This window comes from Micrococcus lylae, from assembly GCF_900163825.1.
GTDB classification, from domain to species: Bacteria; Actinomycetota; Actinomycetes; order Actinomycetales; family Micrococcaceae; genus Micrococcus; species Micrococcus lylae.
Window position 1 is genome coordinate 18487 of sequence record NZ_FUKP01000057.1, and the last position, 12638, is coordinate 31124.

Here is a 12638-nt window from a genome sequence, read left to right on the forward strand (position 1 = left end):
GCTCAGACCCTGTGAAGGAGGCGGAGATGCCGTCAACATCAGTGACCTCGCCCCAGGACGAGGCGCGTTCGACACCCCTCGCAGAAGGTGCCGACGGCGGCGGCCGTCTGATCCTCCGCGGCCGGGGCTGGGTGGCCCCGCTCTGCTGGATCGCCGTGCTGCTGGACGGCTTCGACGCCGTGGTGCTCGGCGCCGCCATGCCGAAGCTCACGGACGACCCGACGATGAACGTCACCAACGCCAACGGCACCTGGCTGCTGACCTCCTCGCTGATCGGCATGACCATCGGCGCGCTCGCCATGGGCTGGCTGACCGACCGGCTCGGACGCCGCCGCCTGCTGATGGCCGCCGTGCTGACCTTCTCCGTGCTGACCTTCGTCACCGGCTTCGCCACCGAGGCCTGGCAGATCGGCGTCCTGCGCTTCTTCGCCGGCCTCGGCCTCGGCGGGTGCCTGCCCACGGCCATCTCGATGGTCACCGAGTTCGCCCGCCGGGGGCGCAGCGCCAACGCCACCACCATGGTGATGACCGGCTACCACGTGGGCGCCGTGGTCACCTCGCTGCTGGCGATCTGGGCTGCGACCCAGACCACGGACGGCTGGCGCATCCTCTTCTGGCTCGGCGGCGCCCCGGCAGTGGTGCTGCTGCCGCTGATGCTGCGCTACCTCCCGGAGTCCCCGGCCTACCTGAACGCCGTCGGGCGCCCGGAGGATGCCCGCGTGCTGGCCGCGCACTACGGCCTGGACGCCCATGAGGCGGAGGCCCAGCAGCGCCCGTACGGGGACGCGCACCCGGAGCAGGCTCCGGGCCAGGAGCGCTCCGGTGCGGCCCTGCTGCTGACCGGCGTGTACCGCCGCAACACCGTGCTGGTGTGGATCGCGTCCTTCATGGGTCTGATGCTCGTGTACGGCCTGAACTCCTGGCTGCCGCAGATCATGCGGGCAGCGGACTACGACCTCGGCAACGCCCTCGGCTTCCTGCTCGTGCTCAACGCCGGCGCGGTGGCGGGCCTGGTCGTCTCCGGCCGGGTGGGCGACCGCATCACGCCGCGCAATGCCGCGATCATCTGGTTCCTCGGCTCGGCCCTGCTGCTGTGCGCCCTGGTGGTGAAGCTGCCGCTGGTGGGCATCTACGCGGTGGTCTTCGTGACCGGCATGTTCGTGTTCTCCGCCCAGAACCTGGTCTACGCGTTCTGCGCCTCGAACTATCCGCCGCAGGTCCGCGGCACCGCGTTGGGCATGTCCGCCGGCGTGGGCCGGGTCGGCGCGATCTCCGGCCCGCTGATGGGCGGTGCGCTGCTGACCGCCGGGATCGCCTATCCGTGGGGCTTCTTCGCGTTCGCGGCCGCGGGTCTGCTCGGCGGCATCGCGGCCACCGGCTTCACCACCGTGCGCCGCGCCTGACGGTCGTCCCGTGACGGACACGCAAGGGCCTTCGGCCCCCGTCGTTCGCTCTGCAAACGTCTGTTTGCCTTCCGCCCGCATCCGCCTACCGTGAGAGGGAACGACGACGGCCGAGCCCGTCGTCGGGACACCTCACCTGCACCGCCGGCCGCCGCCGGCGAGAGACGAAGGAATCCCCATGACCCGCTTCGTGGACACGGCCGCCCAGGCCGTCTCCGAGATCACCGACGGCGCGACTGTGCTGATCGGCGGCTTCGGCAATGCCGGCCAGCCGATGGAGCTGATCGACGCGCTGATGGACTCCGGCGCCACGGACCTCACCGTGGTCAACAACAACGCCGGCCAGGCCGACGCGGGCCTCGCGCTGCTGATCAAGGAGCGACGCGTGGCCAAGATCATCTGCTCGTTCCCTCGCCAGTCCGACTCGTGGCACTTCGACGAGGCCTACCGGGCCGGCGAGATCGAGCTGGAGCTCGTCCCGCAGGGCAACCTCGCCGAGCGCCTCCGCGCCGCCGGTGCGGGGATCGGCGGGTTCTTCACACCCACCGGGTACGGCACCGCGCTGGCCGAGGGCAAGGAGGTCCGCGAGATCGACGGGAAGCACTACGTGCTCGAGTCGCCCATCCACGGGGACGTCGCCCTGATCAAGGCCTACGCCGCGGACCCGTGGGGCAACCTCGTCTACCGCAAGACCGCCCGCAACTTCGGCCCCGTCATGGCCGCCGCCGCACGGCACACGATCGTGCAGGTCGACGAGGTCCTCGAGACCCCGCTCGACCCCGAGGTCGTGGTCACCCCCGGCATCTACACCGACGTCGTCGTGACGGTGCCCACGGTCTCCGGTGAGATGCAGCGGCGGGCGAGCGCCGTCGTCGGGAAGAACTGAGAGGACGAGGAAGCAATGGGCGAGTTCATCCAGACCGACACCCCGCTGGACCAGCAGCAGCTGGCGAAGACCATCGCGGACGACATCGCGCCGGGCTCCTACGTGAACCTCGGCATCGGGCAGCCGACCACCGTCTCCGACTACCTGGAGGAGGACAAGCACGTCACCCTCCACACGGAGAACGGCATGCTCGGCTTCGGCCCGCAGGCCCACGGCGAGGACGTGGATCCGGACCTCATCAACGCCGGCAAGATCCCCGTCACCGAGCTTCCCGGCGCCGCGTACTTCCACCACGCCGACTCCTTCGCCATGATGCGCGGCGGCCACCTGGACGTCTGCGTGCTCGGCGCCTACCAGGTGTCCGCGACCGGCGACCTCGCCAACTGGTCCACCGGCAAGCCCGGGGCGATCCCGGCCGTCGGCGGGGCCATGGACCTGGCGATCGGCGCGAAGGACACCTACGTGATGATGGACCTGTTCACCAAGAAGGGGCAGGCCAAGCTGCTGCCCGAGTGCACCTTCCCGCTCACCGGCGTCGGCTGTGTGTCCCGCATCTACGCGGACCGCGGCGTGTTCCTGCTGGACGAGACCGGCGTGGTGAAGGTGCGGCAGCTGCACGGCATCACCTGGGAGGAGCTCGAGCAGGCCCACCCGGGCGTGCGGTTCGAGCGGGTCTGAGGCGGCTGGCGCGGCGCCGCCCCTGCTCCGAGCCAGACCGCCCCTGCTCCGAACCAGAAGAAACGGCCCCTGCTCCGAGCCAGAAGAAACGGCCCCTTCCCGGACCTGGGAAGGGGCCGTTTCTTCTGGCTCGGCGTCAGCCCCGGCGCCCTGTCAGCCCCGGCGCAGCACCTCGTCCGCACCGAGCACCCCGTCCAGCAGCTCCGGGTCGATCGGCTGGCCGACGCGGATCACGGACAGGTGGCCGCTGGACTCCATCACCACGCACGCGACCTGGTCCATGGAGCTCACCCCGGCCCGCCGGAGGGCGGAGCGCAGCTCGGAGCGGTTGACGTGTGCCCTGCGGCGGGCGGGCTCGAGCACGCGGCCGTGCGCCACGATCACCCTCGCCCGTCCAGCGATGGCCCGCCGCCCACGGGCGGTGGCGGCGAGCGCCCCGAAGACCACCTCCAGCAGCACCAGCGTCAGCAGGCCGATCAGTCCGGTGGCGAGCGTCGGCGGGTGGCCGAGGATCACGCGCCCGGCCACGGCGCCGAACATGATCACCACGATCGTGTCGAATGCGGACAGGCCGGTGAGCAGACGCGCGCCGAACACGCGCAGCAGGAGCAGGAACGCCAGGTAGACGATCACGGCGGTCGCCACCACGATCGGGATCCGCCACGGCTCTATCCCCAGCGACTCGGTCAGTGCGGGACCCCATCCCTGCGGCGGTGTCATCGGTGCTCCTCGGCTCGGTTCGGGGCGGGCCGGCGGCCCGCGGTGGGTGGGGGAGGGCTTCACGACGACGGCCGCTCACCCCGGCCCGTCCACGCTACTGCGCCGGTGGTCGGGTGCTGCGTGGTTGTCGCCCGCGGCCGTGCGGCTCCCCAGACGCCTCCAGGCGCTTTCGTTCGGGAAAACGTCGAGTCCGGAGGTGCTTTCGTGCGGGAGAACGTCGGGTTCCGGTGCGTCGTCGTGTAGGAAACGGTCTGGTCAGAGCCTATATTGCGAACGCTACGCAATAGCGTTTACAGTTGAGAGCCATGACCAAGTCTTCGCACCTTCACGCCCTGTCCTCCGCGGTGGTCGCCCCCACGCACCGCCTGAAGTCCTTCTCCGCATTCGCCGCCGCCATGGCCGCGGCCGCCCTCGCGCTGTCCGCCTGCGCTGGCGGTGACGACGCCTCTGACGCCGACGCGACCGCCTCGGCCTCCCAGTCTGCGTCGCAGGGCGCCGAGGCCTCGGGCTCGAAGGGCGCCGAGGAGTCGAAGGACGGCGAGGGGGCGGGCGACGACGTCGCCGCCGCATCCTCTGTGGATGAGGCGGACTGGGTGGACCCGACCGCGGCCAAGGAGGTTGCGACCGTGAAGCCGCGCATCCTCCTGTCCGACGACGAGGGCCTGACCCTCCTGGACGCCGAGACCGGCGACGTGCTCAAGGAGCAGGCACTGGCCGGCTTCAAGCGGCTGTCCAATGCCGGCAACGGCAAGGACGTCATGGTGATCACGGAGAAGGGCTGGGAGGTCTTCTCCACCGGCATCAAGAAGCAGGCGCACGGGGATCACTTCCACAACTACGAGTCCGAGCCCGGCATGACCGGCGTCGTGTTCCCCGGCGACCATGCCGGCCACGTTGTGACGCACAACGGCAAGACCAACCTCTTCGCCGACGGCACCGGCTCCATCAACACCTTCATCTCGGACGACTTGGACAAGGCCACCCCGGACCTGACCCCGGTCACCGAGGACATGACGACGGATGCGGCACACCACGGCGTGGCCCTGGAGCTGGCCGACGGCAGCGTCCTGACCACGGAGGGCAATGAGGACGAGCGCCACACCGTGAAGGTCGTGGACCGCGAGGGCAAGGAGATCGCCAAGACCGAGGACTGCCCGGGCGTCCACGGCGAGGCTGCCGCCCAGCAGCAGGACGGCAAGGACGTGGTGGTGCTCGGCTGTGAGAACGGCCCGATCGTCTACCGCGACGGCGAGTTCCACAAGATCGACCCGGGCCTGGAGTTCCAGCGCTCCGGCAACCTGGCCGGATCTGACGACTCCTCGATCGTGCTGGGCGACTACAAGGTGGAGAAGGAGCCGAAGGAAGCCGTCGAGCGGACCACCAAGGTCGCGCTCATCGACTCGGTCAACGACTCCATGAAGGTCGTGGACCTGGGGTCCTCCTACTGGTTCCGATCCCTGGCCCGCGGCCCGGAGGGCGAGGGCGTCGTCCTGACCTACGACGGCAAGCTCAACGTGATCGACGAGGAGTCCGGCGAGGTCGTCAAGAGGATCGACGCCATCGGCGAGTGGGAGGAGAAGGACGATTGGCAGGAGCCGGGCCCGATCCTCAAGGCCGCCGGTGACTTCGCCTACGTGACCGACGCGGAGAACAACAAGCTCGTGGTGATCGACCTGGTGAAGGGCGAGAAGGTCGACGAGTTCGAGCTCGACGGCCCGGTGACCGAGATGGCCGTCGTGACCGGTGCCCCCGAGGCCCCGGCCTCCTCCGAGGGCGACGATCACGGCCACGACCACGGCGAGGATAGCCACGACCACGGTGACCACGAGGGGCATGACCACGGCGGCCATGAGGGCCATGACCACGGCGAGGACGGCCACGAGCACGGTGACCATGACGGCCATGACCACGGCGATGACGAGGGCCATGACCACGGTCACTCGGACCACGATCACGACCATGACCACGACTCCGAGGAGGACCACGGTCACGATCACTGATCGAGTCTGAACACGTTCCGGCGGCGGTGCGCACGCTGCTCCGCCGCCGGTGACCAGACTCCCTCTGGCGGGCCGTTGTGGGGATGGGCTGCCCGGGGGATTCCAGGCGGATGTCGTGGGGACGTCCGCTGGAGCCGCAGAGAGCGCCGGGGCCGTGTCGTGGGGACGCGGCCCCGGCGTGACTGTGTCTGGGCCCGCGCCTGCGCCGCCGAGGAGCATCCCCGGATCTCCATGTGGCTCGCGCTCCCTCGCCCCGTCTCCCCGATGCCTCTATGCCGATCCGACGCAGCCTTCGTTCCGATCCGGAGCACGTCTGGCATGCTCCCGATCGGATCGAGCGTTCCGGAGCCTCCGCCATTGAGCCCTCGTTCCGATTCGGAGCACCTCTCGCATGCTCCGAATCGGAACGAAGCGCACCGACGGCAAGGACAGTGCAGGGCTGCGCTCCGCCGGGTGGCGACCCACCACCGGCCGCGCTCAGCCGCCGCCTGCAACCGGACCCTCCCAGCGCACCTCGCCGTCCACGACCTGGTCGGTCGGCCGCATCCCGCAGCGTCGCGCCACGGCGTTCGACGCGGCGTGGTCCGGATGGATGTGCGCGATCACCCCTCGCACGCCCAGGCCGGCGAGGCGTGCCAGGAGGAGGCGAGTAGCCGTCGTCGCGAAGCCACGGCCCTGCCAGGGGGCGCCGACCACCCAGGCGACCTCCGCGGGCCCGCCGTCCTGGGGGACCGTGGCCTGGACATAGCCGACCGCCTTGCCGGTGGAGTCGAGGACGATGAGGTCGTTGATCCAGCGTTCCGAGCGGTCCGGGGACCAGCCGCGCGCCTGGAAGCCGTACTGTTCGGCGAGGGCCTCCGCCGTGGGCGGTTCGCCGCCGGTGAAGGTGTAGAGCCCTGGGTCGGCGAGGACGTGGGCCATCTCGTCGGCGTCGTCCACGCGGAGGGGGCGGAGGCTGATCGGGGTGGTCACGGGGCCGAGCCTACGGGCGTGGACAACTCCTCCTCCACCCCTTTCTCGCGGTGTTCCTTCGGCTGCGGTCGCTCGGCCGGCGCCTGCTTCTTCGCCGCCCACTCGGCCTTCTGTCGCTGGGACTTTCGGTGGTTCCTGACCGCGATCACGCCGATCACCAGGCCGATCAGGATCGGCTTCCACACCTGGTCGTACTCGAGGATCGTCATCAGCCAGCCGGGCAGCGGCGGGAGCTCGATGTTCCACTCGGGAAGGTGCGGCACCGGCAGGTGGATCTGCGGGAACACCGGCACGGGCAGGTGGATCTGGGGCATGCGGAACTCGGGCAGGTCCAGCTCGATGTCCGGCAGCAGCCGCGCCAGCAGCGGGAACACCACGAGGAAGACGATCGCCAGGCCGGCCTTCCCGAGTCCGCCCATCAGCGGGTACAGGATCCGTTTCACGCTGCTGGCCTCCATGGCGGCCTGCCGCTTCGCGCCGCGCGAGCCGGCGGGCGGGTCGAACTCGACCACGGAGGAGTCCTCGCGCAGCTGCACGGAGAGGATGTCGCCCAGCATGCTCGATTGGATCTTCAGTCTCCGAGCGCTCGATCCGGCGCTGGATCCGAACTCCGACCATCCGTCCTCGTCCGTGCGCGGATTCTTCAGTCGAATCTCGTCCACGCCGGTGCGCGGGTAGCGGCCGGTGACCTCGCCGTCGATCCGCACCTGCAGCCGCAGCGGCGGGTTCTTCATCCGCGCCCGCACGCGCCGGGCGTAGGAGGCGTCCAGAGGTGCGCGCTCGCCGTGGATCTTCCGTGTCCCGCTTCCCGACGACGGCGCGCTCGCCTCGTCGTGGCGGCCCGCCTCGAGCGTGCCCTCACCGTGGGAGGGGGCTGCGGACTGTCTGGGTGCGTCCTGGCCGGACGCGTCCGGCTGGGAGTCCTGGGACCGGGCGTCCTGCCCGGCGGACGTCGGGCGCGGCCAGTCCGGGTCCTCGGCGAGGAACTCGGCGTCGAAGCCCTGGCGCAGCTCGAGGAGTCCGTGCTCGGGGTGGTCGAGGGTCCAGACCTCCACGGTTCAGCCCTTGGTCCGGCGGCGGCCGCCGAGGGCGGTGCCGACGCGGGTCAGGGCGAGGACGCCGAGCGCGTAGATCCAGGTGCCGTCATTCGTGTAGATACGCAGGCCGATGAAGCAGAGGATCGCGGTGAGGATCGGGAACGCCCAGGTCGTGCGGAAGGCGAGGCCGTCGGCCAGGCCGAGCAGCAGGGCGGCGAAGGGCAGCAGGATCAGCAGGGCCGTGGTGGCGGTCGCGGCGGGCAGGGCGGTGCCGAGGAGGAGGGGAGCGATCAGGTAGGCGACGGCTGCCGCGGCGTAGGCCCATGACTGCAGGCCGGTGCGCTCCGGCTCGGAGGCCTTCTTCGCCGGGGCGGGCTCAGGCTTGGCCTCTGCCGGATCGGCCTCGGCCGCATCAGCCTTCGCGGTGGCGTCGATGGTCTCCATGGACACCGAGTCTAGAAATCCCTGGAGCCGCGCAGCACCGCCATTCGTCGCGCGTCGTCACCGGCAGACCTGCGACTTTCGACGCCCCTCGCCAGACGTGCCGCCTCTCCGCGGAACCGGCCGGACTCGTCCTCGCCGCTCGCAGGGGACATCGCGCCGCGATTCCTCATCACTCGAACGGAAAGTCATGACTCCTCTGGTGATGAGAATCCGCGTGAGTGATGACTTTTCGCGTTTCCCTCCGCGCGCCGGGCACGGCACCGCGCCGTCGAACTAGAAGGATCGGTCACTTCGCGGTCGCCGGAAGCAGCCGAAGTCTCTGGTTCGGCGTGGGGGGCGCGGGGTGCGTCGGTGCATGGGGGCGGGGCTCAGACACGCACGGCCTCCACGACCATCAACGCATCGCGTGACTCGTCGAACTCCTGCCGCTGCCAGCCGCCGGAGATCCGCTCCACCGTCAGCCCGGCGACCTCCAGGTCGGCCCGCACCTGCGCGGCGGACCGGAACTGCAGGTGCTCCTCGCCCTCGTGCACCGCCCCGGTGTCCAGGTCCTCCTGCCGCCACCGGTGCACCACCACACCCTGGCGATCCGGGGCGGAGGTGACCTCTGATTCGAGGAGGTGGGCGGCCGTCGTCGTGGTCTCGGTGGGCTCGGCGTTCCAGCCCTCCCACGCGCGGAGGGCCGGGTTGCGGGTCTCGAAGGCGAGGCGGCCGCCGGGGGCGAGGCCGGCGGCGATGCGGCGGAGGGCGCGGTGCCAGTCGTCGCCGATGAGGTGCATGGCCACGTTGCCGCTCATGATCGCCAGGTCCGCGGAGGCCGGCTCGATCAGCTCGGCGGTGCCGCGCAGCCAGCGGACCGCGTCAGCGCCGGGACGTGCCCGGGCGACCGCGAGCATCGCCTCGGCCGGATCGATCCCGACGACGGCCCGTCCACTCCCTGCGAGCGTCACCGTGAGGAGCCCCGTGCCGCAGCCGAGGTCCACGATCCGCCTGGCCCCGGTCTCCTCGGCGAGTCGGCGGAAGAAGTCGTGGTCGGGCCCGTCCGGGTTCTGGGCGTCGTAGCCGGCGGCGACGGCCGGGTCGTCATAGGCGCGGCGGTTGGTGTCGCCGGGGGAGTGGGGCATGGGTGCAGGGTAGCGGGCGGGCTTGCCGTGGTGCGGTGCGGCCGAGAGCATGGCGGCATGAGCGGCGAGACAAGCAGGACGAAGGCAGCGAACGTGGGTGCGGGTGCGGGTGCGGGTGCGGACGTGGCGGCGGAGGCGCCTGCTGAGACATCCGCGGACGCTGCGGCCGGCGGCCTTCCGGACCTGCCCGACGCCGAGAGGTTCCTCCTCGAGTTGGAGGACGTGCGGCTCGGCGGCTACGCCTGGTGGTGCGAGGGGGAGGCGCCGGCGGTCCTGCTGCTCCACGGGTGGGGCGAGGACGCCTCCGTGATGGCGCCGGTGGCCCGGCAGGTGCGGGAGCACGGCCTGCACGCGGTGAGCCTGTCCCTGCGCGGCTGGCCCGGCTCCACCGGCAGGGACGACTACGGCATCAGCGCGCCGAAGGACGTCGGCCGGGTCCTGGACTGGGTGCGCGGCCGTGCGGGGGTGTCCGGCGTGGTGCTGCTCGGCTTCTCGATGGGAGGCGTCATGGGTGCGCTGGCCTCCGCCGCGCAGGAGCCGGGGAGCCTGCTCGGCTTCGTCTCCGTGAGCGCGCCCTGCGACCTGCGGGACTTCTACCGGGGCACCGCGTACGGCGGGGTGCGCCGCTACTTCGACGCCACCCTGCGGGAGCACCAGTGGGTCGGCTGCTCACCCATCACGCATGCGGAGCGGCTGGGGCATCCGATGCTGATCGCCCTCGGGACGGAGGACACCATGACGCCGCCGGGCCACGGCCGGCGGATGGCTGAGGCCGTGGCGGACGCCGAGCTCATGGAGTTCGAGGGCATGGGTCACGTCCCGGACGAGTCGCAGTGGGAGCAGATCCTGGACCGGATGGTGGAGCGGCTCGGCTAGGCCGGACTCGGGGCCCGCACCACCCCGTCGAGCCAGAAGGATCGGCTGCTTCACGCCCGCCGGAACCGGCCGAAGTCTCTGGTTCGGCGAGAGCCACCCGCCCCGCACACCTGATGTACACTCCCTGAACGGTGTTCACTGAACACTGTTCATCACTCGAGTCTTCCCCAGGAGATGCCCATGGCCTCGACCGTCACGTCCCCGGCTCCCACCGACGCTCCGCGCACCCAGCGCCCCGCGTCCCCGACGTCCCCGACGTCCCGTTCCGCCGGCCCCCAGCTGGCCCGCATCGCGGTCATGACGGCGCTGATCGCGGTGCTCGGCGTCATGCCGGGCATCCCGGTGCCGGGCATCGCCGTCCCCATCACCCTGCAGACCCTCGGCGTCATGCTGGCCGGCCTGGTCCTCGGCCCGTGGGCCGGTGCGGCGTCGGTGCTGCTGCTGCACGCCCTCGTCGCGATGGGCCTGCCGCTGCTCGCCGGCGGCAAGGGCGGCCTCGGCGTCTTCGCCGGCCCGACGGTCGGCTACCTGATCGGCTGGGTCTTCGGCGCCTTCGTGGTCGGCCTGGTGTTCCGCGCTCTCCGCGGCCGCACCGACCGCACCGGCCGCCTCGCCCTCGCCGCGGCGGTCGCCTCCGTGCTCGGCGGCATCGTGGTGATCTACGCGTTCGGCATCCCCGGCGTCTCCCTGATCACCGGTGTCCCGCTGGACGCCGCCGCCCTCGGCAACGTCGCCTTCCTCCCCGGCGACGCCCTCAAGGCCGCCCTCGCCACCCTCCTCGTCGTGGGCCTCGCGAAGGCCTACCCGCGCGCACTGCGTTGAGTACGCTCACCTCCGTGACCCCTCACCCCCTCCTTCCCGACGACGGCGCCCCACCCTCCGGAGGCGACCGCGCCGTCGTCGTGGACCACCTGACGGTGACGGCCCCCGGGGCCGGGCAGGACGCGGTCCTGCTGGAGGACGTGACGGTGACGCTGTCCGCGGCGCGCACGGCGGTGATCGGGGAGAACGGGTCCGGCAAGTCGACGCTGGCGCGGGCGATCGCCGCGCTGGTGCCGGCCGCGTCCGGGACGGTGACGGTGCACGGGGTGGACGCCGAGCAGGACGTGAAGGCGCTGCGGCGGATCCTGGGGATGGTGTTCGCCAACCCGGCCGCGCAGTCGATCATGCCGACCGTCCGGGAGGACGTGGAGCTGACCGTCAAGGCGCTGCGGGACGATGCCGGGCGGAAGCTCGCCAAGGACGAGGTCGCCGGGCGGGTCGAGGCGGCGCTGGCCGAGCACCGGCTCACCGAGCTGGCGGACCGGCCGTGCCTGTCCCTGTCCTCCGGGCAGGCACAGCGGCTGGCGATGTGCTCGGTGATGGTGGGCCGGCCGCAGGTGGTGATCGCGGACGAGCCGACCTCGTTGCTGGACGGACGGCACCGGCGGATCGTGGCGGACAGGCTCCTCGGCGGGGCCGGGCGCGGCCGGTTCCAGCTGCTGCTGGTGACGCACGATCTGGAGCTGGCCCGCGACTGCGACGAGGCCGTCTGGATCCACGACGGGCGTCTTCGTGCCCACGGGCCCGCCGCACAGGTGGTGGGGGAGTACGAGCGGTTTCTTGATCAGGAGTTCGCGGGGGAGGCTGCGGGGCAGCCGCGATGATCTCCCTCTACGTTCCCGGCGACTCGTGGCTGCACCGCTGCCCGGCCGAGTTGAAGCTGCTCGCGCTGGCGGTGCTGTCCCTGGCGCTGATGCTCACGCCGCTGCAGGTGTTGGCCATCCCCGTCCTGGTGCTGCTCGCGGCGGTGGCGGTGGGGTTCCTCGTCGCGTTCGGCCCCGGCCGCGGTGTACGGCTGCAGGGCACGGACCTGCGTGGGATGTGGCTGTTCTATGCGGTGCTGCTGGCGTTTCAGGTGTGGCTGATGCCGTGGGGCGAGGCGCTGGTGGCGGTCGGGCGCGTGATGGGGATCGTGCTGTGCGCGCAGCTGCTGACCCGCACCACGCCGGTGGCCGCCATGGTGGCCGTGGCTGAGGGGCTGCTGGGTCCGGTGCTGCGGATCCCCCGTGTCGGTCCGTGGCTGGCGGCGCGTGGGGTGCGGCCGGAGCGGGTCGGGCTGGCCATGGGACTGGTGCTCAGTGCTGTGGGGCACCTGACGCAGCTGGCCACGCAGGTGCGGCAGGCGCAGGCCTCCCGCGGGGTGACGATGGCGCCGTGGGCGTGGATCCTGCCGCTGCTGGTGCTCTCGCTCAGGCACGCCGACGACGTCGGCGACGCCCTCGCCGCCCGCGGGGTGGAGTGAAACGGGGCGGCCGCCGGAGCCTCGCCGTTTTTCATCACTCGATACGAAAGTCATCATGCGAGGGGTGATGAGAATCGGATCGAGTGGTGAAGATCCGGAGAGATGGATGATCGGATGCCCCGTAGGCTACGCGCCTTCCGGGGGCCGGACCCGGCTAGGTGTACTCGGCCATGACGTTGGTGACAGATAGACGTTGACGATGAAAAGAACCTCC

13 protein-coding genes are annotated in these 12638 nt (G+C 71.2%); 8 read left to right on the forward strand and 5 right to left on the reverse strand.

The window, feature by feature from the left end:
* Positions 1–26 precede the first annotated feature (26 nt).
* From FM125_RS08290 to FM125_RS08300, 3 genes are all read left to right on the forward strand, one after another.
* Positions 27–1403: an MFS transporter gene (locus FM125_RS08290; RefSeq protein ID WP_087134278.1), complete on the forward strand. Its 1377-nt coding sequence runs from the start codon at positions 27–29 to the stop codon at positions 1401–1403.
* 178 nt (positions 1404–1581) lie between these two features.
* On the forward strand, positions 1582–2289 hold the full coding sequence (locus FM125_RS08295; RefSeq protein ID WP_087134279.1) for a 3-oxoacid CoA-transferase subunit A: 708 nt from the start codon (positions 1582–1584) through the stop codon (positions 2287–2289).
* Positions 2290–2304: 15 nt separating this feature from the next.
* Positions 2305–2967, forward strand: a complete 663-nt coding sequence (locus tag FM125_RS08300) for a 3-oxoacid CoA-transferase subunit B (RefSeq protein WP_070637314.1) — start codon at positions 2305–2307, stop codon at positions 2965–2967.
* A 153-nt stretch (positions 2968–3120) separates the two neighbouring features.
* Here the strand turns inward: FM125_RS08300 and FM125_RS08305 are convergent, their stop codons facing one another.
* Positions 3121–3687 (reverse strand): DUF421 domain-containing protein, encoded by a 567-nt coding sequence (locus FM125_RS08305; RefSeq protein WP_087134280.1) that lies wholly within the window; start codon positions 3685–3687, stop codon positions 3121–3123.
* A 305-nt stretch (positions 3688–3992) separates the two neighbouring features.
* On the opposite strand from FM125_RS08305, the gene FM125_RS08310 reads away from it, so the two are divergent.
* The gene (locus tag FM125_RS08310) at positions 3993–5687 is read left to right on the forward strand and encodes a YncE family protein (protein WP_245829911.1); all 1695 of its coding nucleotides are present in this window, start codon (positions 3993–3995) and stop codon (positions 5685–5687) included.
* 477 nt (positions 5688–6164) lie between these two features.
* Here the strand turns inward: FM125_RS08310 and FM125_RS12295 are convergent, their stop codons facing one another.
* From FM125_RS12295 to FM125_RS08325, 4 genes are all read right to left on the reverse strand, one after another.
* A complete protein-coding gene (locus tag FM125_RS12295; protein WP_245829912.1) occupies positions 6165–6659 on the reverse strand; it encodes a GNAT family N-acetyltransferase in 495 nt (164 codons plus the stop codon).
* Positions 6656–7714: a hypothetical protein gene (locus FM125_RS12300; RefSeq protein ID WP_245829914.1), complete on the reverse strand. Its 1059-nt coding sequence runs from the start codon at positions 7712–7714 to the stop codon at positions 6656–6658. Before FM125_RS12300 ends, FM125_RS12295 begins: the two co-directional genes overlap by 4 nt.
* A 3-nt stretch (positions 7715–7717) precedes the next feature.
* On the reverse strand, positions 7718–8140 hold the full coding sequence (locus tag FM125_RS08320) for a hypothetical protein (RefSeq protein ID WP_087134281.1): 423 nt from the start codon (positions 8138–8140) through the stop codon (positions 7718–7720).
* Between the two features lie 368 nt (positions 8141–8508).
* Complete coding sequence (locus FM125_RS08325; RefSeq protein WP_087134287.1) at positions 8509–9264, reverse strand: class I SAM-dependent methyltransferase; 756 nt, start codon at positions 9262–9264, stop codon at positions 8509–8511.
* A gap of 57 nt (positions 9265–9321) precedes the next feature.
* Here FM125_RS08325 and FM125_RS08330 point away from each other — a divergent pair, with 57 nt between their 5' ends.
* The 4 genes from FM125_RS08330 (at position 9322) to FM125_RS08345 (ending at position 12424) form a co-directional block, all read left to right on the forward strand.
* A complete protein-coding gene (locus FM125_RS08330) occupies positions 9322–10140 on the forward strand; it encodes an alpha/beta hydrolase family protein (protein ID WP_087134282.1) in 819 nt (272 codons plus the stop codon).
* Between the two features lie 174 nt (positions 10141–10314).
* Positions 10315–10962: a biotin transporter BioY gene (locus tag FM125_RS08335; protein WP_087134283.1), complete on the forward strand. Its 648-nt coding sequence runs from the start codon at positions 10315–10317 to the stop codon at positions 10960–10962.
* A gap of 14 nt (positions 10963–10976) precedes the next feature.
* Complete coding sequence (locus FM125_RS08340; protein WP_245829916.1) at positions 10977–11786, forward strand: energy-coupling factor ABC transporter ATP-binding protein; 810 nt, start codon at positions 10977–10979, stop codon at positions 11784–11786.
* Positions 11783–12424, forward strand: coding sequence for an energy-coupling factor transporter transmembrane component T (locus FM125_RS08345; protein WP_087134284.1), 642 nt, complete (start codon positions 11783–11785; stop codon positions 12422–12424). The genes FM125_RS08340 and FM125_RS08345 overlap by 4 nt, the downstream gene beginning before the upstream one ends.
* Positions 12425–12638: the final 214 nt, after the last annotated feature.